This is a genomic window from Rhodococcus sp. IEGM 1351 (assembly GCF_030056875.1).
Taxonomy (GTDB): Bacteria; Actinomycetota; Actinomycetes; order Mycobacteriales; family Mycobacteriaceae; genus Rhodococcus_F; species Rhodococcus_F opacus.
This window is the reverse complement of record NZ_JASHKU010000003.1, coordinates 246,148-272,211: the sequence shown is the minus strand read 5'-3', so window position 1 is coordinate 272,211 and position 26,064 is coordinate 246,148. Positions and strand designations below refer to the sequence as shown.

23 protein-coding genes and 2 pseudogenes are annotated in these 26,064 nt (G+C 66.8%); 13 read left to right on the top strand and 12 right to left on the bottom strand.

All coding sequences use genetic code 11. The features are described 5' to 3' along the window. Nucleotides 1-47: 47 nt before the first annotated feature. From QM806_RS07305 to QM806_RS07265, 9 genes are all read right to left on the bottom strand, one after another. Nucleotides 48-455: a WhiB family transcriptional regulator gene (locus QM806_RS07305; RefSeq protein ID WP_169693403.1), complete on the bottom strand. Its 408-nt coding sequence runs from the start codon at nt 453-455 to the stop codon at nt 48-50. A gap of 40 nt (nt 456-495) precedes the next feature. Next, the gene (locus tag QM806_RS07300; RefSeq protein WP_169693404.1) at nt 496-756 is read right to left on the bottom strand and encodes a DUF3263 domain-containing protein; all 261 of its coding nucleotides are present in this window, start codon (nt 754-756) and stop codon (nt 496-498) included. A 15-nt stretch (nt 757-771) separates the two neighbouring features. After that, nucleotides 772-2,169: an NAD(P)/FAD-dependent oxidoreductase gene (locus QM806_RS07295; RefSeq protein WP_283290894.1), complete on the bottom strand. Its 1,398-nt coding sequence runs from the start codon at nt 2,167-2,169 to the stop codon at nt 772-774. Nucleotides 2,170-2,253: 84 nt separating this feature from the next. Next, complete coding sequence (locus tag QM806_RS07290) at nt 2,254-3,468, bottom strand: PucR family transcriptional regulator (protein ID WP_169693406.1); 1,215 nt, start codon at nt 3,466-3,468, stop codon at nt 2,254-2,256. A 100-nt stretch (nt 3,469-3,568) separates the two neighbouring features. Continuing rightward, entirely contained in the window at nt 3,569-4,978 is a 1,410-nt protein-coding gene (locus QM806_RS07285) for an L-serine ammonia-lyase (RefSeq protein ID WP_283290891.1), read from the bottom strand. Beyond that, complete coding sequence (gene glyA / locus QM806_RS07280) at nt 4,978-6,339, bottom strand: serine hydroxymethyltransferase (RefSeq protein WP_169693408.1); 1,362 nt, start codon at nt 6,337-6,339, stop codon at nt 4,978-4,980. Before glyA ends, QM806_RS07285 begins: the two co-directional genes overlap by 1 nt. Nucleotides 6,340-6,421: 82 nt before the next feature. Further along, nucleotides 6,422-7,855, bottom strand: a complete 1,434-nt coding sequence (locus QM806_RS07275) for an amino acid permease (protein WP_169693409.1) — start codon at nt 7,853-7,855, stop codon at nt 6,422-6,424. A gap of 178 nt (nt 7,856-8,033) precedes the next feature. After that, on the bottom strand, nt 8,034-9,494 hold the full coding sequence (locus QM806_RS07270; RefSeq protein WP_169693410.1) for an aldehyde dehydrogenase family protein: 1,461 nt from the start codon (nt 9,492-9,494) through the stop codon (nt 8,034-8,036). Beyond that, entirely contained in the window at nt 9,491-10,390 is a 900-nt protein-coding gene (locus QM806_RS07265) for an NAD(P)-dependent oxidoreductase (RefSeq protein WP_169693411.1), read from the bottom strand. Before QM806_RS07265 ends, QM806_RS07270 begins: the two co-directional genes overlap by 4 nt. Nucleotides 10,391-10,598: 208 nt before the next feature. Between QM806_RS07265 and QM806_RS07260 the strand changes: the two genes are divergently transcribed. Both QM806_RS07260 and QM806_RS07255 read left to right on the top strand, forming a co-directional pair. Then, complete coding sequence (locus QM806_RS07260) at nt 10,599-11,075, top strand: YbaK/EbsC family protein (RefSeq protein ID WP_169693412.1); 477 nt, start codon at nt 10,599-10,601, stop codon at nt 11,073-11,075. 600 nt (nt 11,076-11,675) lie between these two features. Further along, a pseudogene (locus tag QM806_RS07255) lies at nt 11,676-11,936 on the top strand (pyruvate kinase); the annotation flags it as partial. A gap of 363 nt (nt 11,937-12,299) precedes the next feature. Here the strand turns inward: QM806_RS07255 and QM806_RS07245 are convergent. Beyond that, nucleotides 12,300-13,340: a LacI family DNA-binding transcriptional regulator gene (locus QM806_RS07245; protein ID WP_005561026.1), complete on the bottom strand. Its 1,041-nt coding sequence runs from the start codon at nt 13,338-13,340 to the stop codon at nt 12,300-12,302. A 250-nt stretch (nt 13,341-13,590) separates the two neighbouring features. Here QM806_RS07245 and QM806_RS07240 point away from each other — a divergent pair, with 250 nt between their 5' ends. The 5 genes and pseudogenes from QM806_RS07240 to QM806_RS07220 form a co-directional block, all read left to right on the top strand. Then, nucleotides 13,591-14,127 carry a 2,4'-dihydroxyacetophenone dioxygenase family protein gene (locus QM806_RS07240; RefSeq protein ID WP_054245771.1) on the top strand — a complete coding sequence of 179 codons (537 nt, stop codon included), beginning with the start codon at nt 13,591-13,593 and terminating at the stop codon, nt 14,125-14,127. 129 nt (nt 14,128-14,256) lie between these two features. Beyond that, entirely contained in the window at nt 14,257-15,261 is a 1,005-nt protein-coding gene (locus tag QM806_RS07235) for an alcohol dehydrogenase catalytic domain-containing protein (protein ID WP_283290887.1), read from the top strand. Between the two features lie 38 nt (nt 15,262-15,299). After that, a complete protein-coding gene (locus QM806_RS07230) occupies nt 15,300-16,661 on the top strand; it encodes an MFS transporter (protein WP_005561020.1) in 1,362 nt (453 codons plus the stop codon). Between the two features lie 74 nt (nt 16,662-16,735). Then, nucleotides 16,736-17,524, top strand: a complete 789-nt coding sequence (locus tag QM806_RS07225) for an SDR family oxidoreductase (protein WP_005561017.1) — start codon at nt 16,736-16,738, stop codon at nt 17,522-17,524. A gap of 29 nt (nt 17,525-17,553) precedes the next feature. Then, a pseudogene (locus QM806_RS07220) lies at nt 17,554-18,382 on the top strand (HpcH/HpaI aldolase/citrate lyase family protein); the annotation flags it as partial. Between the two features lie 235 nt (nt 18,383-18,617). Here QM806_RS07220 and QM806_RS07215 read toward each other — a convergent pair. Further along, nucleotides 18,618-19,715 (bottom strand): tartrate dehydrogenase, encoded by a 1,098-nt coding sequence (locus tag QM806_RS07215; RefSeq protein ID WP_283290883.1) that lies wholly within the window; start codon nt 19,713-19,715, stop codon nt 18,618-18,620. 109 nt (nt 19,716-19,824) lie between these two features. Beyond that, a complete protein-coding gene (locus QM806_RS07210) occupies nt 19,825-20,526 on the bottom strand; it encodes a GntR family transcriptional regulator (protein WP_283290882.1) in 702 nt (233 codons plus the stop codon). Between the two features lie 137 nt (nt 20,527-20,663). Here QM806_RS07210 and QM806_RS07205 point away from each other — a divergent pair, with 137 nt between their 5' ends. The 6 genes from QM806_RS07205 (at nt 20,664) to QM806_RS07180 (ending at nt 25,867) form a co-directional block, all read left to right on the top strand. Further along, nucleotides 20,664-21,830 (top strand): mandelate racemase/muconate lactonizing enzyme family protein, encoded by a 1,167-nt coding sequence (locus tag QM806_RS07205; protein WP_283290881.1) that lies wholly within the window; start codon nt 20,664-20,666, stop codon nt 21,828-21,830. 70 nt (nt 21,831-21,900) lie between these two features. Next, nucleotides 21,901-23,220: a cation:dicarboxylate symporter family transporter gene (locus tag QM806_RS07200; protein ID WP_283290880.1), complete on the top strand. Its 1,320-nt coding sequence runs from the start codon at nt 21,901-21,903 to the stop codon at nt 23,218-23,220. Between the two features lie 106 nt (nt 23,221-23,326). Beyond that, complete coding sequence (locus tag QM806_RS07195) at nt 23,327-24,277, top strand: phosphoglycerate dehydrogenase (RefSeq protein WP_283290879.1); 951 nt, start codon at nt 23,327-23,329, stop codon at nt 24,275-24,277. Between the two features lie 2 nt (nt 24,278-24,279). Continuing rightward, entirely contained in the window at nt 24,280-25,125 is an 846-nt protein-coding gene (locus QM806_RS07190; RefSeq protein ID WP_065489735.1) for an HpcH/HpaI aldolase/citrate lyase family protein, read from the top strand. A gap of 71 nt (nt 25,126-25,196) precedes the next feature. Continuing rightward, a complete protein-coding gene (locus QM806_RS07185) occupies nt 25,197-25,463 on the top strand; it encodes a WhiB family transcriptional regulator (RefSeq protein WP_005257408.1) in 267 nt (88 codons plus the stop codon). A gap of 119 nt (nt 25,464-25,582) precedes the next feature. Continuing rightward, complete coding sequence (locus tag QM806_RS07180) at nt 25,583-25,867, top strand: YciI family protein (RefSeq protein ID WP_005561003.1); 285 nt, start codon at nt 25,583-25,585, stop codon at nt 25,865-25,867. Nucleotides 25,868-26,064 lie beyond the last annotated feature (197 nt).

Here is a 26,064-nt window from a genome sequence, read left to right as displayed (position 1 = left end):
CATCTCGCCGTTTCAACTCACCCACCCTGACACAGGTGGATTCAGGCTTAGGGGCCTTCTGGATGTCGTTCTCGCTGTGTTCGCACGTTCTGCAGGGATCGGCGCTGGTGTGACCGGCCGGGTCGTGGGTGTTCGGTTGAGGTCCGAAATCTGCGGAGTCGGTTGAGTGGTTCCTGGTCCGTGGAATTGTGGCGACTGCGTCGATCGGCTTCGGAGGTACCGCCCCAGATCCCGAAGGGTTCACCGACCGCGATGGCGCGATTCCGGCATTCTGTAGTGACCGGGCAGCCGGCGCAGATTTCCTTGGCGACGCGTTCGCGCCGGAGACGCGCCCCCTTTCCTTCGCCTTCTCGGGGAAAGAAGAGGTCGATGTTTCGGGTGCGACACTCCCCGTGAAGTTGCCATTCCCAGAAGTGACTGAGCGGCAAGGGAAGTCGTGTAGTGAGCGGTGTCATCCTGTGGTGTCTTTCGCAGCGTCTATGTGGTCTAGGGTTTTTAGGTCTTTGTCGTTGGCTGTCGCAGGCTAGGCTCCGGGTTGTGATCGAGCTCGGTCAGCCTTGTGTCGCAGATCGTGGTGAGGTGCCGCACAATTTCCGGTGGGAGGGTTGCGGCGGCACCGTCGTCCAGGCGGGTTTGCAGTCTCCGGAAGTATTCGGCTGGCGGCAGGCCGAATGTGAGCATGATGTCCTCGGCTGGCCCACCGCCCCAGTGCCGCCAGGTGAGGGCGAATGCCAGGATTTCGTCGCTGTCGTGCATGGGGGTCCTTGGGTGTCAGCTTGCCTTTGCGCTCGGGTCGTCGGCGTCGTCGTGGCCGTTGTGGATCAGATGTAGTTGGGCGATGGCGTTTCGGGCGGTGATCTGTTGGTCGGTGATGGTGAGTTGGCCACGCCAGCTGCCGAGGAAGGTGCAGGTCCAGGAGATCAGCGTGGCCAGGCGGCTGCGGAAGCCGACGACGTACACGACGTGGACAGCCAGCCAGAGGATCCACGCGAGAACACCAGTCAGTTCCAGGTTGCCGACCTTCGTGACGGCCTTGAAGCGGGCAATGGTGGCCATCGAACCTTTGTCGCGGTAGCGGAACGGTGCCCGCTCGGATGTGGTGCGGTCCTTGGCGGCTGCGGTGAGCTCGGTTTTGATCTGCTGCGCGGCGTAGCGGCCGCCCTGGATGGCGACCTGCGCGACACCAGGCAGGTGGTCCTTGGCCATCATGTCGCCGACGACGAAGACGTTCGGGTGTCCGGGCAGGGTGAGGTCGTCCTCGACGGTGACACGTCCCGCGCGGTCGAGGTCGGCCCCGGACTGGGCGGCGAGCTGGGCGCCCAGGGGGCTGGCGGCGACGCCGGCGGACCACACCTTGCAAGCGGCGTCGATGCGGTGGTGTTCATCGTCGCTGTCGCGGACGGTGAGCCCGTCGGCGTCGACGTCGGTGACCATGGTGCCGAGTTGGATCTCGACGCCGAGATCCTCGAGTGCGGCGGCGGCCTTGTTGCCGAGGTTGAGTCCGAACGGTGGCAGAACGGTTGGGGCGGCGTCGAGGAGGATGATCCGGGCGTCGCGGGTGTCGAAATTGCGGTAGGTGCCGACCAGGGTTCGGTGTGCGAGTTCGGCGATCTGCCCGGCCATCTCGACACCGGTGGGTCCGGCACCGACGACGACGAAGGTCAGCAGCTTTGCTCGTTCATGGGGGTCATCGCACACCTCGGCGCGTTCGAACGCGCCGAGGATGCGGCCTCGGAGTTCGAGGGCGTCGTCGATGGTTTTCATGCCGGGGGCGTGTTCGGCGAAGGGGTCGTTGCCGAAGTAGGACTGTTGGGCGCCGGCGGAGACGATGAGACTGTCGTATCCGGTGACGGTGGTGCACCCGTCCTGCACGGAGGTGACCGTCTGGGTGGCCAGGTCGACGGTGGTGACGTCGCCGAGCAGGACGGTGGCGTTGGGTTGGTCCTTGAGAATCATCCGGGTCGAGGGTGCGATCTCGCCTTCAGAGAGGATGCCGGTGGCGACCTGGTACAGCAGTGGCTGGAACAGGTGGTGGGTGGTGCGGTCGACGATGGTGAGGTCCACATCCGCGCGACGCAATGCCTTGGTGGCGAACAACCCACCGAACCCGGACCCGACCACCACCACCCGATGGCGCGGAGAGGCGGCGGGCGCGGTGGGGAAAGTCATGACAGATCTCCTTTTGCCGATGTGACGAATCGGCCTGCGATAGATGAGGAACGGGGCGTGCTGCGTCGGATTTCGGCGCCTGGTTCAGATTCGCGGGCGTCGCGTCCAGCGGCGTGCCTTGAGCGCGAGGTGCAGCTCGAGGCGAGTGGCGCCGTTGAGGGGGTCGACGCCGAGGATGTCGCGGATCTTGTTGATCCGGTAGTAGAGGCTGGTGCGGTGCAGGTGCAGGGTGTCGGCGACGGCTTTGACGTTGTCGCCCTGGTCGTAGAACACTTCGAGAGTGTTCACGAGGTCACCGTTGGGGTCTGCTTCAACGAGGGTGTCGAGTAGGTCGGACACGGTCCCCTCGGTGCGTAGGCGGGTGGCGATCAACCGGTATGGGCCGATGGTGTCCCAGGTGGCGATGGTGCCCGATTCCGGTTCGACGGCGGCGGTTTGGGCGGCGATCACCGCCCGCCGGTATCCTTCGGGAAGCTGGTCGATGGAGGAGATGTTTTCTGCCACACCGGTGTAGAGACGCTCCGGCGAGGTATTGCCGGGTTGGGTGACGCCGGATGCGGCGGCGAGCCGCTGATGCAGACGCAGGGCGGCGTTGGCCTCGTTGTCCGGTCGCAGCAGCACCACCGAGTGGCTGTCCTGCACCGATCCGGCGATCACGCTCGGATACCGTGAGACGGTTTGCTGGCTGGCCAGTCGCAGCTGGGCGGCGCGGGTCTCGGAGAAGGCGGTGACGTCTTCGCCGGCGGAGAAGATCGAGACCGCCAGCCGCAGCGAGGACGCCGACCGCACCGGCGACCAGTTCGCGACCGTGTCGAGGGCATCGGCGTTTCCTTGGCAGGCGGCGAAGAACTCGAGTTCGCGTTGATGTCGTTCGTCCAGGTGCGGGGAGGCCATCTCGTAGAGGACCGTGGCGAGGAGTTCGACCTGGTCGGCGATGAGGGCGACCGTCGTGGTGACCCGGTCCGGGTTCTCCGGGGCGAGCTGGTCGATGACATAGAGCAGTCCGGTGCGCACGCCGCGGTGGATCAGCGGAACGCAGATCCGGGGGTCCATCTTCAGGTCCGGGTTGGCCGGGATGATGATCGGTTCGACGGCGGTTCCGGTGCCGTGGCGTGCTTCCCAGTCGCGGATGTCCTCGGGTACTTCTCGGTTGAGCAGGGACCGTACCCGGGCGTCGTCGGCATGGCCGTGCTGGGCGCTGTAGGCGACGAGTCGGCCGGTGAGATCGTCGAGGGACGCGCCGGTGCCCAGTGCGTTGGCGATCTCGTCGATCGCGGGTTGGATCTCGCTCTCGCTCACAGCCTCATCATCCGCTTCGTGGGGGGGTCGGGGGCGGATCTGGTGCAGGCAGACGCGTCTGTCGATCCGCCGGGGTCGGGTTCGGGTGGGTGCGGTCATGTCAGCATTCGGGGACATTGACGGCGAGCCCGCCGGTGGAGGTTTCCTTGTACTTCGAGAGCATGTCCATCCCGGTCTGCCGCATGGTCTCGATCGCCTGGTCGAGCGACACGCGGTGGGTGCCGTCGCCGTGCAGGGCCATTTTCGCCGCGTTGACGGCTTTGACGGAGGCGATGGCGTTGCGTTCGATGCAGGGGATCTGCACCAGCCCGCCGATCGGGTCGCAGGTCAGGCCGAGGTTGTGCTCGATGCCGATCTCGGCGGCGTTTTCGACCTGCGCGGGGGTGGCGCCGAGCAGTTCGGCGAGGGCGCCGGCGGCCATCGAGCAGGCGGAGCCGACCTCGCCCTGGCAGCCGACCTCGGCGCCGGAGATCGAGGCGCGTTCTTTGTAGAGCACGGCGATCGCGGCGGCGGTGAGCAGGTACTTCACTACCGCGTCGTCGCGGGCTTGCCGGGTGTTGAGGCCGGGGAGGTAGCGCAGCGCCCAGAACAGGACCGCGGGCACGGTCCCGGCGGCCCCGTTGGTGGGGGCGGTGACGATCCGCCCGCCGGCGGCGTTCTCCTCGTTGACGGCCATCGCGGCGACGTTGAGCCAGTCCATGGAGTCGGCATGGTCGACGACCTTCTCGCGTTCGACGAGGCGGGAGTAGAACTCCGCAGCGCGGCGCTTGACCCGCAGCGACCCCGGCAGGTGGCCGGGGGTGGTGAACCCGTTGTGGATTGAGGCGGCCATCACCTGCCAGATTTCGAGCAGCCCGGCACGGATCTGTTCGGGGCTGCGGGTGGCGAGTTCGTTGCGCCACATGACATCGCTGATCGGCAGGTTCTCGCGCTCGCAGATCTCGAGTAGCTCGGCGCCGGTGCGGAAGGGCAGCGGAATCGGGGCGCCCGCCCCGGCGGCGTTGTCGCCGTCGCGTTCGACGAAGCCGCCGCCGATCGAGTAGTACACCGCCTCGTGGGCGGGGGTGGCGGCGGCGAGCTGGTCGGTGGACCACTCGGCGGCGGCTGGGTCGGTGTGGACGGCGAACCGGATGGTGTTGGTGTGGCGGTCTTTGATGGTCAACGCGTGCATGCCGATGTCCGCGGTGCCGAAAACCAGGTCGGTGCTCGACCCGAACTGCAGGCGGTGTTCGGTGTCGATTTGTTCGACGCGGGTGTGGGCGTAGGTGGGGTCGACCGATTCGGGGGCGTTGCCCTCGAGGCCGAGGAGGACGGCGCCGAGGGTGCCGTGCCCTCGGCCGGTCGCCGCGAGAGACCCGTAGAGGTCGACCTCGAGGCGGGTGATCGACCGGACGTCGAGGAGGTGTTTGACCTCGTCGACGAACAGGGTGCCGGCGCGCATCGGGCCCACGGTGTGCGAGCTGGACGGCCCGATCCCGATGGAGAAGAGGTCGAAAGCGCTGAGAGCCATCAGACGGTGCTCCATTCGTCGGTGGACGGACAAGCGGCGGGACGACCCCACAGGTCGGTGGTGACCTGTCGGCGCAGGTGTCGGGTCGCCGGGGCCAGTGGGCTGTCGTCGGTGGTGGTGAGGGACCGGTGCACGAGAGCGGCGAGGTCGGTGACGGTGTCGAACCCGGCGCCGCACCGGATGAACTCCTGCACGCCCAGGCGCACGCCCTCGGGTGGGGTGCCCGGGCTCTGCCACGGCAGCCGGCAGGCGCCGGTGTAGATGCCAGAGGCCTCGAGACGCCGAACCGCGGCCGGTCCCCCGCCGATGCCTTGGGCGTCGATGACGACCTGGTGGCTGCGGGTGTAGCCGAGGCGGCGGCCGACGACGACCAGCCCGAGGGCGTTGAGGTTCGCGGCCAGCTCGCCCGCGTACTCGAGGGTGGCCGCGGCCCACGGCGGCGACTGGTCGACCGCTTCGGCGGCGGCGACCGCGAGCGGGCCGAGGCGGGCTGGGTCGTAGTTCGACAGCATCGTTGGGTATGCGGCGTCGGCGAGGCGCTCGGCGTGCTCCGCGGCGTGGGTGACGGCGGCGCCGCCCGCGGGTCCGGCGAAGGTCTTGTACGTCGAGAACGTCACCACATCGGCGCCCTCGGCGAGCGGGTCCTGGTAGTAGCCGGCGGCGATCAACCCGGCGGTGTGGGAGGCGTCGTAGACCACGACGGCACCGACCCGGTCGGCGGCCTCGCGGACCGGCCCGAGGTGGTGCGGGAACAAGGTCACGCTGCCGCCGACCACGATCAGCCGCGGTCGTACCCGGCGCACGAACTCGTCGATTTCCCCGGCGTCGATGTCGAGGGCGCTCGGCGAGTACGGCAGGTGTTCGACGGTCAGCCCGCGAATGCCTGCGGTGCCGAGAATCTGTTGATGGCTGGCGTGGCCGCCGGATTCCGGGGACAGGACGGCGATGGTGTCGCCGGGTTCGGTGAACGCGATATAGGCGGCGAGGTTGGCCATGGTGGCGGTCAGGTACCGCACCTCGGCGTAGGTTCCCCGCAGCGCCTGGGCGACCTGGCGGGTAGCGAGCACCTCGAGGTGCTCGATCTCCTGCACCGCGGTCTGCACCTTCTCCCCCGGCCACCCCAGTGCCGGGCGGGTGGACAGGGCGGTGTCGTGTGCGGCCGTCACGTTCGGGGACAGGACGTTGGTGCCGGCGTAGAGGACGATCCCGTCGTTGATCCGCGCGTGGTGCTCGGCCAGCGACCGGTGCACCGATTCGACGACCTGGGCGGTGCTGGTCTCGGTATGCGCGGTCTCCAGGGTCGACAGCCGCTGCTGAGCGATCGGTGATGCCCAGGGTGCGATGGTTGAACGGGGTCTCATGCGACTGTCTCCTGGTCGGTGGTCGGTGGTCGGTGGACGGCGAGCAGGCCGCACCCGGTTGCAGGTGCGGCCAGACTCGACGTCAGGGATGTAGTACGGGACGGTCGTTTTCGGTGGCCGGGCTCGGCGTCACCGGTGATGCCGTGCGCCGGGCCGAGAGGTAGTACCCGGCGAGCAGGACGGTGGCCCAGATCGGCAGGGCATAGAGGGCGATGCGCTGGCCCTCGTCGAAGGCGAGTAGGACGGTGACCGCGGCCAGGAAGGCGAGGGTGGCCCAGCACAACGGCTTGGCGAGCGGAAGCCGGAAGGTGCTTGCGGGGACCTCGCCGCGTTCGACGCGGCGCCGGTAGACCAGGTGGCAGGCGACGATGACACCCCAGGACCAGATTGCGCCGAGGGTGGCGACCGAGGAGATGTAGGAGAACGCCTGTTCCGGGACGATGGCATTGATCGCGACGCCGACGAGCATCAGCGAGCCCGAGGCGATGATCGCGGCGGCCGGGACGTGGCCGCGGTTGGTCTTCTCGAACATCTTCGGTGCCACACCGTCGGCGGCGAGCTTCTTGAGCAGGCGGCCGTTGCTGAACAGGCCCGCCGAACACGACGAGAGCGCAGAGGCCAGGACGACGAAGTTCATGATGCTGGCGGCGGCGGGCAGCCCGATCTGGGTGAAGCCCTTCACGAATGGGCTCGAGTCGGCGTTGAACTGGTTCCACGGGAACAGCGAGAGCAGCACGATCAGGGTGCCGACGTAGAAGATGCCGATGCGCCAGGGGATGGAGTTGATGGCCTTGGGCAGGACGGTGGCGCGGTTCTTGGTTTCGGCGGCGGTCATGCCGATCAGTTCGACACCCTGGTAGGAGAAGACCACGATCTGGAAGGCGAGCAGGACGGCGAGCAGGCCGTGGGGGGCGATGCCGCCGTGATCCCAGAGATTGGCGATGCCGCCTTCCTGTCCGGCCTTGCCGACGTTGAAGACCAGGGCGAAGATGCCGCCTGCGATGAGGGCGACGATGGTGATGACTTTGATGGAGGCGAACCAGAATTCGGCTTCGCCGAAGAAGCCGACCTTGGCCAGGTTCAAGGTGACGAGCGCGATCAGTGCGATCAGGGCAGTGAGGTATTGCGGCATCGACGGGAACCAGAATCTGACGAAGATGCCGGCGGCGGTGAGTTCGGCCATGCCGATGATGGTCCAGGTGATCCAGTATCCCCACCCGGTGATGAAACCGTATGCGGGACCGAGGAATTCGCGGGCGTATTCGGCGAAGGAGCCGGTGACGGGACGGTACATCAGCAGCTCGCCGAGGGCGCGCATGATGATGAAGATGAACACGCCGGTGACGGCGTAGACACCGATCAGGGCGGGTCCGGCGTAGGAGATGCCCTTACCGGAGCCGAGGAACAATCCTACGCCGATGGCGCCGCCGATAGCGATCATCCGGATGTGCCGCTTGTTCAGGCCTTGCGCGAGGCCGTCCTCGTTCAACTGTTCGTGGGAACTGTCGACTGTCATGGTGTGTCCTTGGGTCCAGGGTCGGCGAGGACCGCCGTGGCACTGGGAAGGGTGCCGGGCGTCGCTCGGTTGCTCTAGCTGGGGGTTCGGATCCGACTACTGCAGAATGTGCGTCTTCCGAGGACGCCCGAGTGGGCTCCCGGCGCCGCGCGCGGGCGGCGCCGGGAGAAAGCGGGGGTCAGACCGCGATGGTGATGTTCTTGACCTGGGTGAAGCTTTCGAGTGCTCCGTCGACGGAGTACTCACGGCCGAGGCCGGACTGCTTGATGCCGCCGTAGGACATGCCGGGCAGCTGGCCGCCGCCGCGGTTGATCTGCACCCAGCCGACCTCGAGGGCGTTGGCGGTGCGGATGGCCTTGGTGATGTCCTTGGTCCACACGTAGCCGGCCAGACCGTAGGTGCTGTCGTTGGCCGCGGCGAGGACCTCGTCCTCGTCCTTCCACGGGATCACCACCAGGACCGGTCCGAAGACCTCCTCGCGGGTGATGTCCCAGTCGGCGTCGGCGCCGGTGATGACGGTGGGGGCGACGAAGAAGCCGTCACCGCCGACGGGGCGTTCGGGTCCGCCTGTGATCACGGTGCCACCCTGCTCGATGCCCGAGGTGATGTAGCGGCAGACGGTGTCGAACTGCTTCTCGCTGACGATGGCACCGATGTCGGTTGCCTCGTCGAGCGGGTCACCGATCTTGAACTGGCCCAGCTTGTTCTTCAGCTTCGCGAGGAACGAGTCGAAGATGTCCTCGTGAAGGTACAGCCGCGATCCGGCGGTGCAGGACTGGCCCTGCCGGGTGAACCGCATCCCGGCGATCACGCCGTCGACGGTGGCGTCGTCGTCGGAGTCGGGGAACACGATCGCCGGCGACTTGCCGCCGAGTTCGAGGGTGACCGGGACGATCCGGTCGGCGGCCGCGGCGAGGATTTCCTTGCCGACACCGGTGGAGCCGGTGAAGGTCAGCTTCGCGACGTCGGGGTGCTTCGACAGCGGCACCCCGACCTTCTGGCCGGATCCGGTCAGCACGTTGAGTACACCGGCGGGCAGGATCTCGTGCGCCCATTCGGCGAGCTTGAGCACGGCCAGCGGGGCGAGTTCTGCGGTCTTGAGGACCAGCGTGTTGCCCATCGCCAACGCCATCGCGATCTTGAGCGAGGACAGGGTGACCGGGGCGTTCCACGGGACGATGCCGCCGACCACACCGAGCGGCTCGCGCACGGTGTAGCTGACGAGGTTCTCCCCGAACGGGAGGGTTTCGCCCTTCTGCTCGGAGGCGATCTGACCGTAGAAGCGGAAGATGTCCGCGCCGCTGGCGGCCTCACCGCGGGCCTGCGTCCGCAGGGCGTTGCCGGTCTCCGAGGCGATGATCCGGGCGAGTTCTTCCTGATTTTCGGCGATCGTGTCGCCGAGCTTGATCAGCAGGGCACCGCGGTCCCGCGCCGGCAGCGCCTTCCACGGACCGAACGCGTCCTTCGCGGCGGCGATGGCGCGGTTGACGTCAGCCTCCCCGGAGTCCGGTATCAATGCGAGAACTTCACGGCGGGCCGGGTTTTCGACCTCGAGCCAGTTGCCCGAATCAGCCGGGACCCACTGGCCGCCGATGAGCTGGCTGACCTTGGTCGCGGTGGTCAGGGTGGGGGTGCTCACTGGTTGTTTCCTTTCGTCTGCAGGCGGATGCCGGTGAAGTCTTCGTAGAACTCGACGACGCTGGTGAAGTCCTTGCCGCCGCGGCCGTCGCGCTGGCCGATGCTGAACAGGTCCCGGACCAGGCTGGTGACCGGGGTGGGGAGCTTGGCCTTGCCGGCGGCGTTGAGGAACAGGCCGAGATCCTTGTGCATGAAGTCCAGGGCGAAGCCGGTGGGCCGCTCCTCCGTGAACAGGGTCTTGGGGAAGTAGTTGCTCAGCACGTTGCTGTTGGCCGAACTCTTCATCAGCACGGCGACCGCGGTATCGAGATCGACACCCGCGGCGACGGCGCTGCTCAGGCCCTCACCGAGGGCGACGATGTTGGCGGCGGTGATCTGGTTGTTGGCGAGCTTGATCGCCTGGCCGCTGCCCGAAGGGCCGACGTGGAAGATGTTGCCCGCGAAGGTTTCGATCAGCGGGATGACCTTCTTCACCGAGGTCTCGTCGCCGCCGAGCATCACCGCGAGGGTGCCGGCCTCGGCGCCCTGCACGCCGCCGCTGACCGGTGCGTCGAGGAAGCTCGCCCCGGCGACCTGGGCATCCTGCGCCAACCGGCGGGTGGTGTCCGGGTCGATGGTGCTGTGGTCGACGATGACCAGGCCCTGAATGCCCTGCTGCAGGACGTCCGCGACGACGCCCTCGACGATCGCCGGGGTAGGCAGGCTCAGGAAGAGTGCCTCCGCCTTCTGCGCCGCCTCACCGGGTGAGGCGACCGAGCGGGCACCGAGCGCGACCGCCGCGTCGACAGCCGCCGTATTCAGGTCGTACACCGCGACGTCGTGACCCGCCTTGACCAGGTGTGCAACCACCCGGCCACCGATGTTGCCGAGGCCCACAAAGCCCACGGTGGATGTCATCAGTTGCTCCTATCGAGGAAGTGTTCTCGCTCATCAGCGAGACCGTCGTTTTGGTACGACGCCAACACTAGGAATGCGTGAGCTGGGTCACGACCGGCAAATGACGAGAGCTTTTCCCGATCTGCCCTACATTTGTCGAATCGGCTACTCATAGGGCGTTAACCAGGCATTTCGCAGACCACATAGAAGTGTGATTGGCTACCGCGCTATGTCACCCTTCCGAACCGACGCCGCCGCCGTCGTGGCCACCGCGCTCATCGACGCAGGCCTGACCGACCGCATGCGGATCTTCGACACCCCTGTTCCCACCGCTCCGGAAGCCGCCCGCACACTCGGGTGCGAGACCGCCGCGATCGTCAACAGCCTCGTTTTCGACGCCGACGGCTCCCCCTTGCTCATCCTCGCCAGCGGCGCCCACCGAGTCGACACGGAGCGACTCGCCGGAGAACTCGGCTTCGACACCCTCACTCGCGCCTCGAAGAACTTCGTCGTCGAAGCCGCCGGGCAACAGATCGGAGGGGTCTCCCCCATCGGGCATCCCCAGCCCCTCAGGACCATCCTCGACAGCGACCTCGAACAGCAGCAATGGTTATGGGCCGGCGGCGGCGATCTCTACACCATGTTCCGCGCCAGCTATTCGGAGCTACTGGCGATCACCACGGCAACACCCCTGCCCGTCGCTTGACGCAATGCCGACCGGCTGTGCCGACCGGCCGGAGAACGATGCATCGTTCTGCATGCGCTTCTACGCACATCTAGGACGAAATGATATTTGATGGTCAAAGTCATTGGCCCCGCTAGCTGTTACGAGGACCGCCGGTGAGCTTCGCCGGTCCAACCCTGTGGCCCGCGCCCACGCCGGCTCACCCGGGTCGACAGGCCCTCACACGGTTCTCAGAAGAATACCGAGATCCTCTCCAGTGACGCTCTGCGCTAACCAGAACGATTTTCAGCGATCACTACCGTTCGCAGGTAGCGCGCGAACGTAGCCGCAGCGACCGGAATGGGGTGTGATTCGAGGCCCCGCGTACGTGTGATTACCGGACAGTCAGTTCATGGAGCTACCAAGGCCCGCACTGTTGCTCGCCATAGGTGAACACCCCGGCGGGCGGCCATCCATCCATCCATTCCATCCACCATCCACCCCGCATCCACGCCCCGCGTCGTCCAGCCCGCCCCACCAACTCCACCCATCCGTCCGTTGGTTGCCGGTTGGCGGTTGTCGGGGGTTCGGTAGGCGACGATCACCAAATTGCTCGATGAATTGAGTTGAGTCGAAACTTATTCCCGGCCCAGCTCGGCCGGGGCATCGGAGTGGCAACGCGGTCCTCGACGGCGCCGACGCGGTGATGCTCTCCGGTGAAACCTCGGTCGGTGCATACCCGCTCGAGACCGTCGCGACGATGGCGCGGATCCTCACCGCCGTCGAAGACGAATCCACACCCCGCTGCCACTGCTGGCATTCGCCCCGGTACCCCGGATGAGCAACGAACCCGCGCTCATCTGGGGTACCGAAACCTTCCTCGTCGACCCGGTCCAATCCAGCCATCTGCCGCCACGGCTCGTCGTCGGCACTGTGCGAATCCGGTCGGGAGTGGGCGTCTGGTACGGCGCAGTGGTCCGCTGCGATGCGGAAAGGATCGAGATCGGCGAATGGACGAACATCCAAGACGGCTGCGTCCTCCGCGCACATCCCGGTTTCCCGCTTGTCATCGACACAGGGGTATCGATGGGACACAAGCGATCCTGCACGCCTGCACGACCGGCGACGACCTCCTCGCCGGCATGGGTGCGACGGTGACGAACGGCGCCCGCGTGGGGGCGAGCACCCTGATCGCCGGCATCCCCGGAAAGGTCCGGCGTTCCCTGACAACACTGGAACTAGGAGTACCCCTCGGCCGAACGCACCTTATCCGCGTCGAGCGGTGGTGTCTCGCACCTGAATCCCGTACGGCAGTATCTCTTTGCGTGCGGGTCCCTTGTCACCGGCGAGACGTTGGAGAAGCATGCGTGCGGCGCGTTGGCCCATCAGATCCCGCGGCACGGTCACGGTGCTCAACTGGAGGGGGCCGGCGCTGGAGAAGCTCATGTCGTCGAACCCGGTCAGGGCCAGGTCTTCCGGCACGCGCTTGCCGATTTCCCGGGAGACGTCGAGAACGCCGAGCGCGATCATGTCGTTACCGCAGACGATGGCGTCTATCTCGGGGTGTTCGGCGAAGAGTGCTCGGGCGCGCAACGCGCCGGCCGGTCGGGTCAACTCTCCCCACACGTCGGGTTCGTTGACCGCGCGCAGACCCGCTTTGGCCAGGGCGTCACGGTATCCGTTCATGCGGTTGACCGACACGCTCGAGGTGTCGGGGCCGCCGAGGATGGCGACCTTGCGCCGGCCGGTGGCGACCACGTGGGAGGCGATTTCGAACGAGGCGGAGTAGTCGTCGATGCCGACCCAGTCGGAGGGTTCGTCTTCGATCTTGCGGTAGAGCTGCACAACGGGGATGTTCTCGTGGCGGAGCTTGTCGAGGAGAGGTTTGTCGGCTGCGACGAGCGAGGTGAAGATCAGGCCGCTGCAGTTCCGGTCGACTTGCGCGAACGCGACATCCGATTGCCGCGAACCGTCCACGCCGACGTGGGAGACGAACACCTCGTAGCCTTCTTCGGCGGCGGCGGCGACCACTCCCCCGGCGACCTCGGTGTAGAACGGATTCGCGATGTCCGCCAGAAGTAGCCCGATTGCTTTCGTGGTGCCCGAGCGCAGTTCCCGGGCGATCCTGCTGGGTCGAAACCCCATCTCTTCGGCGATGGCGAGGATCCGCTGGCGGCTCTCGTCGCTGACCCCGGGCGCCCCGCTGAGTGCGTAGGAGACCGCGGCAGCAGATACCCCCGCCTTGCGGGCGACATCGCTCATCGTCACTCGCCGGGTGCGGCCACCGTTGGACTTACTGTCGGTCATGCGCGCCAGCTTACGCGGTTAAGTGATGCTTTCAGGGGCGACACCGCGCCGCGTCCTGCACAAACGCCATCACTGATTCGTTTAAGTTGCATGAAACTCCGCCAATGACTGCTTAAGCACTCGGACGACTACCCAGACTCCATCTATTTAGCCAGTTAGAGGCACTAGTGAAGCACTGAAGCATCACCACTTGTGCGCTAAACCACAACGATGTACCGTCACTTATGCGATTAAGCGAAAGGAGAGCATCGTGAGTTCCACTGTTGAGATGAAGAACGAAGAGGCTGTGCCCTACACGGGTCCGAAGCCGTACGGGATGAGTGACGATCTGATCGTTCCGGGTGCATTGGACCTCGAGTGCGACGAGCGGCTGTGGGTTCCGCAGTCGCAGGATGTCGAGTTCCGCCCGCTGGTGTTGTCGGCGAGCCAGGGCTACTTCGTGAACATTCTGCGGGTGCGCCGCTCGGGCATCCTGTCCCGCCACCGGCACGCCGGGGCGGTGCACGCGTTCACCCTGCGGGGCCGCTGGCACTACCTCGAGTACGACTGGTGGGCTGAAGAGGGCACCTACGCCTTCGAGCCGCCCGGCGACATCCACACCCTCGAGGTCCCCGAAGACGTGACCGAGATGGCGACCCTGTTCCACGTGAGCGGCGCGTACATCTACGTCGACGTCGACGGCAACACCGTCGGCATCGAAGATGTGTTCAGCAAGATCGACAAGGCCCGCGCGCACTACGAGAAGATCGGTCTCGGCGCCGACTACGTCGACCGCTTCATCCGCTGACACTGCGGCGGACACCGCCCGACATGGCGCAACCACACCGAGTGCCCTCGGCACTCGGGGGCGGTGTCCGCCGGCGCCCCACCCTCTCATCCCTGAGCCCGGCAGCGGGCGAAAGTTAGCAGGTTCCCCATGCGAGCTCTGACCAAGAGAAGTGCCACTCCCCACGACGTCCTGGTGCAGGACCTGCCCAAGCCCGAACCGGGCCCGGGGCAGGTGCGGGTACGCACCGAGGCGTGCGGGCTGTGCGGCAGCGACGTGCACGCCTGGCGTCGCGACACCGGCTACGAATGGATCCGCCCCCCGGTCGTGCTCGGACACGAGGCGGTCGGATACGTCGAAGCCCTCGGCGAGGGCGTCGACCCGACCTGGATCGGCAAACGCGTTGTCCCCGTTGCCATCGACGGCTGCGGCGTGTGCGATCTGTGCGAGCGCGGTTTCCGGCAGATCTGCCCCCGGCGCACCGTCCTCGGATTGTCCTTCGACGGCGCCGCCGCCGAATCGTTCGTCGTCCCCGAGGTCCGCCTCGTCGAGGTCGACCGGCATCTGCCTGCGTCGACCCTGGCGCTGACCGAACCACTGTCGGTCGCCTGCCGCGCGGTCGCGCACATCGAGAACGCCGCCGACGGCCCCACCCGGGTGGTGGTATCCGGGCCCGGACCGATCGGCACGATGGCCGCCCTCGTCCTCGCCCAACGCGGCCACGATGTCGTGCTCTCCGGGGTCGGCAACGATGAGAACGTGCGATTGCCGCTGGCCCGCGCGCTCGGTCTGCGCACCGTGATCGCCGGCCGGGACGCGCTGCCTTTCATTCCCACCGCCTGGGTCGACGCCTCCGGTTCGACGGCAGCGCTCGATGCTGCCATCGCCGCGGTCCTGCCCGGCAGCCCCATCTCCGTCGTCGGCCTGTTCGCCCGCACCGGACCGGTCGACTTCAACGCCGTCACCCGCAAGGAGATTCGTCTGCAGGGCAGTTACGGATCAACGAAGGTCGACTACCGGGCCGCTGCCGACGCGATGGCCGCCGACCCGACACCGTGGCCCCGGCTGGTGACCGAAATTTCCCTCACTGATGCGGCTTCGGCGCTCGAACGCGCCGCGGCCGGTCACGACATGAAGGTCGTGCTCGTCCCATGACCACACCGGACCCCACCCCTGTCCCGAAAGGACACGCCATGTCCACACCCGACGTTGCGGCCGAACCCGCAACCCACGCGGCCGGGCGCACCTCGATCGTCAAGGTCGCCTTCGCCAGCATGATCGGCACGGCCGTCGAATGGTATGACTTCTTCCTCTACGGCTCGGCCGCCGCGCTGGTCTTCGGGCCCCTGTTCTTCCCCGACAGCGAACCGGCCACCGCCACCCTGCTGGCGTTCGCCACGTTCGCGGTGGGCTTCTTCGCCCGCCCGCTCGGCGGGATCGTCTTCGGCCACTACGGTGACAAACTCGGTCGCAAGAAGATGCTGGTCGTCAGCCTGCTCATGATGGGCGCCGCGACCTTCGCCATCGGCCTGTTGCCGACCTTCGCGAGCATCGGTATGGCCGCACCGCTCCTGTTGATCGGCTGCCGACTGCTGCAGGGCTTCGCCGTCGGCGGCGAATGGGGCGGAGCGGTCCTGATGGCCGCCGAACACGGTGACAACGACCGCCGCGGATTCTGGACGTCGTGGACCCAGGCCGGCGTACCCCTCGGAAACCTCCTCTCGGCGGTGGTGCTGTGGGTGCTGGCACTGTTCCAGAGCGACGAAGCCTTCGATTCCTGGGGTTGGCGTATTCCCTTCCTGCTCAGCGCCGTACTGGTCCTGATCGGTCTCTGGATCCGGCTGAGCATCGAAGAATCCCCGGTCTTCGCCGCCAACAAGAAGGCCCTCGAGAACCACAAGGCCGAGCACGCACCGATCATCGAGGTCCTGCGCAAATACCCCCGCGAGGTGCTCATCGCGATGGGGCTGCGACTGGTGGAGAACACCTCGTACTACATCTTCACGGTCGTGGTGATGACCTACATGGTCACCTACCTGGATATGCCCAAGAGCGCCGCCATCGCGGGTGTGCTGATCGCCTCCGTCGCGCAGTTCTTCCTCACCCCGATCATCGGCGCCCTGTCCGACCGGGTCGGCCGGCGACCGCTGTACTTCACCGGCGCACTCGGTGCCGGCATCTGGGGATTCGTCTTCTTCCCCCTCATCGACACCGGCAACCAAACCGTCATCGCGGCGGCGATCTTCATCGGCCTCATCTTCACCACCCTGATGTACGCGCCGCAGGCGGCGATGTTCTCCGAACTGTTCGGCACCAGCGTCCGCTACAGCGGCGCCTCTCTTGGGTACCAGCTCGCCTCGGTGTTCGCCGGCGGCCTCGCCCCCGTCATCGCGGTCGCGCTGCTCGGCACCGTCGAGGAAAAGAACACCATCGCCGTCAGCATCTACCTCGCCGTCCTCGCCGTGATCACCATCATCGCGGTGATCGCCGCCAAGGAAACCGCCCGCACCTCCCTCGAACACGACCGGGTCCTCGACGAGGCCACCCGCAACTGATGAGCCGCCGGGCCGGTGTGCGGCGCTCACCCCGCACACCGGCCCGGTCACCACCATTCGAAAGAGCCTCCCCCATGAACACACCCGCCCACACCACGGTTATGGACCTGTTCCGGCTGGACGGCAACGCCGCCCTCGTAACCGGTGCCTCCCGCGGCCTCGGCCGCGCACTCGCCATCGCACTCGCCGAGGCGGGAGCCGACATCCTCGCCGTCGACATCGGCGACCTCGACCAGGTCGCCAAGGAGGTGCGCGCCCGGGGCGTTCACTGCGCCACCCGTACCGCCGACCTCAGCAACCTGACCCCCGACACCGCGGCCGAGTTGATCTCCTGGGCCAAAGCCGAGTTACGGCCTCCGACGATCCTGGTCAACAACGCGGGCATCATCCGCCGCGGCCCGGCAATCGAAACCCCTGCAGCGGACTGGTCGGCGGTGCTCGACCTCAACCTCACCACCCCCTTCCTGCTCAGCCAGGCCTTCGCACAGGCCGCCCTCGACGATAATGCCGCCGCGAGCATCATCAACATCGCCTCGATCAACTCCTTCCAAGGCGGAATGGAGGTCCCGTCCTACGCCGCCTCCAAGCACGGCATCCTCGGACTGACCCGAGCGCTCGCGAACGAGTGGGCACCCCAACGCATCCGCGTCAACGCAATCGCCCCCGGCTACATGGAAACCGAATTCACCGCCGCGCACCGCGAGGACCCCGCCCGGGCGGAGAACATGCTGCGCCGCATCCCCGCCGGCACCTGGGGCCGACCGGAAGATCTTGCAGGCGCAGCCGTCTTCCTCGCCTCGGCCGCATCCGCCTACGTCACCGGCACCGCCCTGTCCGTCGATGGTGGATGGCTGTCCCGATAACACCGCGACCACCACTCGGAGGAGCCGCCATGGCATCGACACCGCAGAACCGTACCGACGTCCCCGCCGCCGATGCCCGATCGTGGCTGCTCGTATCCGCAGCACACAGCAGGCACTTCACCGAAACACACACCGGAGCGGCCGACGCCGTCATCTACGACCTCGAAGACGGTGTCGTCCCCTCCGCGAGACCCACGGCACGAGAAGCCCTCCACCTCTGGTTCTCTCGCGGCGGCACCGGCTGGGTCCGCGTCAACCCGCCGGCACCGAGGACTGGAGCCATGACCTCGACGCACTCGAGGCAACACCCGGGCTCTTGGGCGTGATGCTCGCCAAATGCGAGTCGGCAGAGCACGTCACCGAGACCGCCGCCCGATTGCCCGCCCGGACCCCCGTTATGGCACTCGTCGAATCGGCCCTCGGCATCGAACGCGCCTACGACATCGCCTCCGCACAGCCCACTTCCCGGCTCGCCTTCGGAAGCGGCGATTTCCGCCGCGACACCGGGGCAGCCGATCTCGCGCCTGCTCTGTCCTATGCCCGGGACGATCGGTGGTGGCGAGCCAGGCAGCGGGTCTGCCCGGCCCCATCGACGGTCCCACCCTCACCTCCGCCGACGACGCGCTCGCCGATGCCCTGACCGTGACGCGCACGATGGGCATGTCGGGCAAGCTGTGCATGCACCCGGGACAAGCCCCCGTCATCAACCGCGCCCTGAGCCCCACCGACACCGACATCGACTGGGCCCGCCAGATCATCGACCAACTCGGCGTCGACGGTGCGCGCATCGAAAATGGCAGTGACCTGCCGAAACTCGGCCGAGCGCGGACGATCAGCCGCCTCGCCACCGTCTTCGCACCAGCACCAAATGGTCGACGTGGACGTTCTCGGCTTCGACACCGGCGCGGCGCAGCGCATCGACCTGGTGGTCGGAGTCTGGTCTGCGCTGGAGACCCGTGCGTAGCCGCGATTACCGACACTCACTTACCGATGTACCGCCACGGGCGAGGGCACTCGGCAGCCGTTCGGGAAGTAGGCGTGCTGCGTGCGCGGCAGCCGGGGAGTTCCACGTCAAGCTGCTCGACCGACCGGTCTAGGAGGTGACCCGCGTGGTGTTGGTTTCGAGCTGTCGGCGGATCGCGTCGCCGAGGGTTTGGGTGGTGGCGGTGCCACCGATGTCGGGGGTGAGGGTGTCGCCGCCGACGGCGAGGACGTCTTCGACTGCGGTCATGACGGCGGTGGCGGCCTCGGTCTCGCCGAGGTGGTCGAGCATCATGCTCGCGCTCCAGATCTGCCCGATCGGGTTGGCGATGCCCTTGCCGGCAATGTCGGGGGCCGATCCGTGGACCGGTTCGAACAGGCTCGGGAACGTGCGCTCGGGGTTGATGTTTCCGCTGGGGGCCACGCCGATGGTGCCGGTGCAGGCCGGGCCGAGGTCGGAGAGGATGTCACCGAAGAGGTTGCTGGCGACGACGATGTCGAACCAGTCGGGGTGCAGGACGAAGTTCGCGGTGAGGATGTCGATGTGGTACTTGTCCACTGCGACATCGGCGAAGTTCTGGGCCATCGCTTCGACGCGCTGATCCCAGTACGGCATCGTGATGGAGATGCCGTTGCTCTTCGTCGCGGAGGTGAGGTGTTTCTTGGGCCGGGACTGGGCGAGATCGAAGGCGTACTTCAGGATTCGGTCCACACCGGTTCGCGTCATGACCGTTTCCTGGATGACGGTTTCGCGGTCGGTGCCCTCGAAGATCTTGCCGCCGATGCTCGAGTACTCGCCCTCGGTGTTCTCCCGCACCACGAAGAAGTCGACGTCACCGGGTTCGCGCCCGGTCAGCGGGCTGGTGATTCCGCGGAGCAGTTTGACCGGCCGCAGGCTCACGTATTGGTCGAAGTGGCGGCGGAACTGCAGCAGGCTGCCCCACAAGCTGATGTGGTCGGGGACCACGTCGGGCCAGCCGACGGCGCCGAAGAAGATGGCGTCGAACTGGTTGAGCTGGTCGAACCAGCCGTCCGGCAGCATCGTGCCCGTCTTGGTGTAGTAGTCGGCGCTGGCGTAGTCGAACTGCTCGTAGTCAATGTGGAAGTCGAATGCCGACGCCGCGGCTTCGAGGACCCGTAGTCCCTCCGGGACGACCTCCGTCCCGATCCCGTCGCCGGGGATGACTGCGATCCGATGTGTTGCGCCCATGGTGTGGTGACTTCCCTTCGGGGTCCAGAAATCCTGGCGTGCAGCACTATCGGCGCTGCCGCCAGGGTGATTCGGGTGTTTGGTTATGGAGGCCGGTGAGGCCGCCCGGTCAGGCCGGCTCGCGTGAGGTCGCGCCCTCGCGTTCCTCGAGGGCGCGGATGGCGGTGGCGGTGAGGCTTTCGGTGATGTGTCGGCGCATCAGCTCGCCGGTGCCGGCCGCATCGCCCGCGACGACCAGGTCGAACAGCTGGCGGTGTTCGTCGAGGTCGCGGATGCGGGGTTCGTCTCCGGGAGGGAGTTCGAGGCCGACGCGGCGGTACCGGTCGGATTTGTCCCAGACGTCGTCGAGTAACCGGATCAGCACGTCGTTGTGGGAGGCGACGTAGAGGGCACGGTGGAATTCGCGGTGGGCTTGCAGGCCCTCTTCGCCCCATTGACGGGTGACCGGCACCAGTCGGCTCAGGGCGGAGCGCATGAACAGGATGTCCTGATCGGTGCGCCGTGCGGCGGCCAGTTCGGCGGCGGTGGGGTCGAGGGAGAGGCGGACCTCGAAGAGCTGGCGGGCCTCCTGTGCGCTCATCTGCGCCACTCGCACGTCGCGGTGTGAGTCCATCTCCACGAGCCCTTCGCTGCTCAGGCGGCGGATCGCCTCCCGCAGCGGGGTGATGCTCATCTTGAGGCTGTCGGCGAGTTCGTACTGCGCCAGGCGTGATCCCGGGGCGAGTTCGCCGCTCAAGATCAGCCGACGGAGCTCGCCGTACGCAACGTCGCCCTTGCTCGAATAGACGTTCATGACGTTCGTCGGCTGCATGTGCCCTCCCTCACCCAAATCCTCGGTCTGTGCTCCCGGCCACAAATTGGCCCTTGTGTCCGGCGCCACGATCAGTCTAACATCGCTCTTGCATCTTATAAGACTTACAACTTATAAGACCGATACGAGAGGGAACCATGAAGATCATTTCCGTACACGAGGGCATCGTCCCGATCAGCTCGTCCATCCGGAACGCCTGGATCGACTTCAGCAAGATGGACTGCTCGATCGTGGCGATCGTCAGCGACGTCATGCGAGACGGCGAGCCGATCGTCGGCTACGGCTTCAACTCCAACGGCCGCTACAGCGCCGGAGAGATCCTGCGCCGCCGCGCCATCCCCCGGCTGCTCGACGCCGACCCCGAAGCGCTGCTCGACGAGGCCGGCGACCTGGACCCGACCCGGGCCTGGGACATCATGATGAAGAACGAGAAGCCGGGCGGCCACGGCGAGCGCTCGGTCGCGGTCGGTGTCATGGACATGGCCCTGTTCGACCTCGCGGCGAAGATCGCCGACAAGCCGCTCTACCGCTACCTCTCCGACAAGTACGGTGACGGCCGGCCCGACGACTCGGTCTTCGTCTACGCCGCCGGCGGCTACTACGCGCCCGGCAAGACCCTGAAAGACCTGCAGGACGAGATGCGCGGCTTCCTCGACATGGGCTACAACGTGGTCAAGATGAAGATCGGCGGCGCCGACCTCAAGGAGGATCTCCAGCGTATCGACGCCGTCCTCGAGGTCCTCGACGGCGACGGATCCCGCCTCGCGGTAGACGTCAACGGCCGCTTCGACCTGGCGACCGCCCTCGAATACGGCAAGGCCATCGAGCCCTACAACCTGTTCTGGTACGAAGAGGTCGGCGACCCGCTCGACTACCGCCTCAACGCCGTGCTGTCCGAGAACTACTCCGGCCGGATTGCCACCGGTGAGAACCTCTTCTCGCTGCAGGACGCCCGGAACCTGATCCGCTACGGCGGCATGCGCCCGGACCGTGACATCATCCAGGTCGACCCCGCCCTGAGCTACGGCCTCACCGAATACCTGCGGGTGCAGGAGATGCTGAAGGACCACGGGTGGTCCTCGCGCCAGTGCATCCCGCACGGCGGACACCAGTTCTCCCTGCACATCGCCGCCGCACTGAAGCTGGGCGGCAACGAGTCCTACCCGGGCGAATTCCAGCCGACCGGCGGCTTCGCCGACGGTGCCGTCGTCGAGAACAGCCGGGTCGGGCTCACCGAGATCCCCGGCATCGGGTTCGAGGGCAAGGCCGCCTTCTACAAGGTGCTCCGCGCACTGCACCACTGACCCCCAACCTCCATGGTTCCGGCTGATGCGGGGACCGCCACCTGGTCCGATGTGCGAAGGAGCACTCGCGATGACTACTACCACCATGTCCCCGAGCCATACAGAACCTGAACGCTCGCGGCTCAGCCGACTGATGCGCGAGTTGTGGTTCCAAGTGCTGCTGGGGGCGGTCCTCGGAATCACGGTCGGCGTCCTGCTCCCGGACGTCGGCGCCGCTCTCAGCCCGTTGAACGACTGGTTCATCGGCATCGTCAAGATGATCGTCGTCCCGGTCGTGTTCTGTGTGGTCACACAGAGCATTGCGTCGATGGACAGCCTCCGGAAGGCCGGCCGGATCGGTGCCAAGGCGCTCGGCTACTTCATGGTCCTGTCGCTGTTGTCGATGCTCATCGGGCTGGTCGTGGCGAACGTCTTCAAACCGGGCGCGGGCATGAACATCAATCTCGCCGAGCTCGACACCGAGAGCATCCCCGGCGCCGGCCAGGCCCACGGCGCGGTCGACTTCATCGACCGCATCATCCCGACCAACCTGTTCGGTGCCGTCACCGGCAACGAAATCCTTGCCGCACTGCTGGTCTCGATCGTGTTCGGCTGCGCCCTCAACGTCTCCGGCGAGAAGGCCGCACCGATCAACGACGGCATCTCCGCGCTGACCTCCGTGGTGTTCAAGATCGTCGGCTGGGTCATGCGGCTGGCCCCGATCGGCACCTTCGGCGCCTTGGCCTCGGTCGTCGCCAAGTACGGCGCCGAGAGCCTGCAGCAGCTCGGCTACCTGATCCTGCTGTTCACCGGCACCTGCATCGTGTACGTCATCGTGGTCCTGGGGGTCATCAGCCGCGCCTGCGGAGTCGGCCTGTTCTCGCTGATGCGGTACCTCAAGGCCGAACTCCTGGTCGCGCTGAGCACCTGCTCGAGCGAGGCGGTGCTGCCGCAACTGGTCCGCAAGCTCGAGGACCTCGGTGTCGGTAAGCCGGTCGTCGGCATCGTGATCCCGTCCGGGTTCTCGTTCAACCTCGACGGATCCGCGGTCTACCTGACGATGGCCTCACTGTTCCTCGCCCAGGCAGTCGGAATCGACCTGTCCTGGCAGCAGCAGCTGATCATGGTCGGGGTGATGATGCTGACCAGCAAGGGAACCGCCGGTATCGCGGGCGGAGCGTTCATCGTCCTCGCCAGCACGATCACCGCCGTCGGCCACGTCCCGCTCGCCGCGCTCGCCCTGATCGTCGGTGTCGACCGCATCCTCAACGAGGGCCGGGTCTTCATCAACGTTCTCGGCAACGCGATGGCCACCATCGTGATCGGCAAGTGGGAGAACGACTTCGACGCCGAGAAGGCACGAGCAGTGCTCGGTGCCCGGCCCGGCACGCACGAAGAAGCCGGAAAGTAACCAACAGTGCCGACATGACAGGGCGAGGTGGCCGCGGCGACGCGGCCACCTCGCCCTGCCGCATTCGGCCGCAACACACACACGAACTCGAGAGGAAATGACCTGTATGTCACGCGTTCTGGTGACCACCGACTACCTCGGTCCCGGTGACGACATCGACGACCTTCTGCGCCGGCACGGACACGAGGTGACCTACGCACCCGCTCGCGGTGCCCGCAGCCGCGCGGAAGCGTTGGCGTTGTTCGACGGAATCGACGGAGCCGTCATCGCGAGCGAACCTATCACCGCGGACATGCTCGAGACCGCCACGTCCCTGAAAGTCATCGCCCGCAGCGGCGTCGGCTACGATTCCGTCGATTTGGCGGCGGCCGCCCGCCACGGCGTCCGGGTGTGCAACACCCCCGGCGTCAACCACGACGCGGTCGCCGAAATGACGATCGCGCTGATCCTGACGACCGCCCGTAAACTTTCCGCCGTCCTCTGCGGAGTCCGGGAGGGCCGCTGGCCCCGCGGCGCCGGCCGCGAATTGCGCGGCTCGACACTCGGTGTCATCGGCTACGGACCCAGCGGCCGGGCCGTGGCCCAACTCGGTCTGGCGTTCGGAATGTCGGTTGCCGTGCACAGCGCGCACCCCACCGGCGACCCGGGCATCGAGTTCGTCGACCTCGACACCGTCACCGCCACCGCGGACTACCTGTCGCTGCACACCCGCGCCGCCGCCCAGGCCGGGCACCTGATCGACCGCAAGCGCCTGCAGGCGATGAAGAACACCGCGGTCCTGATCAACACCGCCCGCGGCAGCCTGGTCGACGAGGACGCCCTCGCCGACGCCCTCGAGGCCGGAGACATCGCCGGCGCCGCACTCGACGTCGTCGCCCGAGAACCTCTCCCCGCCGACAGCCGACTCCGCGGCCTCGACAACGTGCTCATCACCTCACACCTGGCCGGTCAGACCGTCGAGGCCCGCAACCGCGCCGGTCTCGCCGCCGCCCAGGCCGTGATCGACGTCCTCGCCGGCCGCGAACCCGCTCATCCGGTCGATAAGGAAACGGTATGACCATGACCGAGAAACTCTCGACACCTCCCCGCGCGGTAGACGCCGAAATCTCCCGTACCTGGCTGCTGGTCAACGCAACTCGGACAGACACCTTCGACGACGCCGACCAGTCCCGGGCCGACCAGATCGTGCTCGACATCGAAGACGCCGTCGACCCCACCGCGAAACCCGACGCCCGTGTCGACGTCACCCGATGGCTGGAAGAACGATCGGCGTGGGTCCGGATCAACGACCGCTCGACCCCCTTCTGGTCCGACGACGTCGACACCTTGAAGGGCCTTCCCGGCCTGGCCGGGGTGATGCTCGCCAAGACCGAGTCCGCCGAGCAAGTGACCGAAACCTTCGACCGCCTCGGCGGCGCGACCCCGGTGCTCGCACTGATCGAGTCCGCCCTGGGCATCGAGGAAGCCCCACAGATCGCACGTGCCCGAGGCGCCTTCCGCCTGGCCTTCGGCAGCGGCGACTACCGGCGCGACACCGGCACCGGAGCCGACGACCTCGCCATGGCCTATCCGCGCTCACGCCTGGTCATCGCCAGCAGACTCGGTAACCTCCCCGGCCCGATCGACGGACCCACCGTCAGCGACGACCACGCAGTCCTCCACGAGAAATCCACGCTGGCTACCACCCTCGGACTGACCGGCAAGCTGTGCCTGAAAACCGACCACCTGCCCGTCATCAACGCCGCCATCAGCCCCACCACCGACGACGCCACCTGGGCCCGGGACTTCCTCGCCGACTTCGAAGCCCGTGGCCGCATCATCCGCGACGGCAGCGACCTGCCCCGTCTGGGCCGCGCCCAGAAGATCGCCCGGCTGGCTACGGCATTCGGAGTTCTCTCGCCATGAACGCTGCCCACCCTGCAGTGCACAGCGTCTGTGCAGCCACTGCTGATCCTCACGATGCGAGGTAGCGCCACATGTCGTCGACTACCCTTTCGACCCACCTGTATGCACCGCGGACCGATTTATGGGACTGGCAACTTCGCGCCACCTGCAGACAGGTCGAAACCGACCTGTTCTTCCCCCAGGAAGGCGAAACCCATCACGATCGACGGGGCCGCGAGCGGGCAGCCAAACGGATCTGCCGCACCTGCCCGGTGCTCGCCCAATGCCGCACCCACGCCCTGAGCGTCGGCGAACCCTTCGGAATCTGGGGCGGCACCACCGAGGACCCCGACGGTTGACCATCTCCCACAGCCACCCACCACCGGGCAAACGACCGCCCCAATCCTGAACTGCAGTACACGGATCCACAATCGCCACGCGACCCCTCACGGCACCCACCCACCGAGAAAGTGAGAACATGCCCCTCTTCGTCGTCGAGTACACCTACTCCGCCGTCACCGCTGCAGGCCGCGATGAACACCGCACCGCACATCGAGCCTGGCTCGCCGACCTCGTCGAACAGAAGACCGTGATCGTCTCCGGCCCCTACGCCGACGACTCCGGCGCATTCATCGTCGTCGCCGCCGACACCGCCGAGACCGTCGAACAGCTCTTCGCCCAAGACCCCTTCGTGACCCACGGACTGGTTCCCACCCACAGGATCATCGAATGGACGCCGGTCCTCGGAACGCTCATCCACTAACCGGCTGGCGCAGCGATACCACCCGACGGTGGGCACCGCCCTCCGACCGGCTGGAGTCGCGACGGTGACGCCCGACCGGCAGCACCCGCAGGCCATGAATCCTCTGCACAGAGCGAGCACGACTGGTGCAGAGAATCCACCCGGCCGAGACCGACATTCTGCCTCTCGCCGGCATCTTCGACTTCTGGCGCAACTCC

Coding starts and splice junctions, on each gene's coding strand:
- QM806_RS07305 (WP_169693403.1), bottom strand. CDS start 455: ATGACACCGCTCACTACACGACTTCCCTTGCCGCTCAGTCACTTCTGG.
- QM806_RS07300 (WP_169693404.1), bottom strand. CDS start 756: ATGCACGACAGCGACGAAATCCTGGCATTCGCCCTCACCTGGCGGCAC.
- QM806_RS07295 (WP_283290894.1), bottom strand. CDS start 2,169: ATGACTTTCCCCACCGCGCCCGCCGCCTCTCCGCGCCATCGGGTGGTG.
- QM806_RS07285 (WP_283290891.1), bottom strand. CDS start 4,978: ATGGCTCTCAGCGCTTTCGACCTCTTCTCCATCGGGATCGGGCCGTCC.
- glyA (WP_169693408.1), bottom strand. CDS start 6,339: ATGAGACCCCGTTCAACCATCGCACCCTGGGCATCACCGATCGCTCAG.
- QM806_RS07275 (WP_169693409.1), bottom strand. CDS start 7,855: ATGACAGTCGACAGTTCCCACGAACAGTTGAACGAGGACGGCCTCGCG.
- QM806_RS07265 (WP_169693411.1), bottom strand. CDS start 10,390: ATGACATCCACCGTGGGCTTTGTGGGCCTCGGCAACATCGGTGGCCGG.
- QM806_RS07260 (WP_169693412.1), top strand. CDS start 10,599: ATGTCACCCTTCCGAACCGACGCCGCCGCCGTCGTGGCCACCGCGCTC.
- QM806_RS07245 (WP_005561026.1), bottom strand. CDS start 13,340: ATGACCGACAGTAAGTCCAACGGTGGCCGCACCCGGCGAGTGACGATG.
- QM806_RS07235 (WP_283290887.1), top strand. CDS start 14,257: ATGCGAGCTCTGACCAAGAGAAGTGCCACTCCCCACGACGTCCTGGTG.
- QM806_RS07230 (WP_005561020.1), top strand. CDS start 15,300: ATGTCCACACCCGACGTTGCGGCCGAACCCGCAACCCACGCGGCCGGG.
- QM806_RS07225 (WP_005561017.1), top strand. CDS start 16,736: ATGAACACACCCGCCCACACCACGGTTATGGACCTGTTCCGGCTGGAC.
- QM806_RS07215 (WP_283290883.1), bottom strand. CDS start 19,715: ATGGGCGCAACACATCGGATCGCAGTCATCCCCGGCGACGGGATCGGG.
- QM806_RS07210 (WP_283290882.1), bottom strand. CDS start 20,526: ATGCAGCCGACGAACGTCATGAACGTCTATTCGAGCAAGGGCGACGTT.
- QM806_RS07205 (WP_283290881.1), top strand. CDS start 20,664: ATGAAGATCATTTCCGTACACGAGGGCATCGTCCCGATCAGCTCGTCC.
- QM806_RS07200 (WP_283290880.1), top strand. CDS start 21,901: ATGACTACTACCACCATGTCCCCGAGCCATACAGAACCTGAACGCTCG.
- QM806_RS07195 (WP_283290879.1), top strand. CDS start 23,327: ATGTCACGCGTTCTGGTGACCACCGACTACCTCGGTCCCGGTGACGAC.
- QM806_RS07190 (WP_065489735.1), top strand. CDS start 24,280: ATGACCGAGAAACTCTCGACACCTCCCCGCGCGGTAGACGCCGAAATC.
- QM806_RS07185 (WP_005257408.1), top strand. CDS start 25,197: ATGTCGTCGACTACCCTTTCGACCCACCTGTATGCACCGCGGACCGAT.
- QM806_RS07180 (WP_005561003.1), top strand. CDS start 25,583: ATGCCCCTCTTCGTCGTCGAGTACACCTACTCCGCCGTCACCGCTGCA.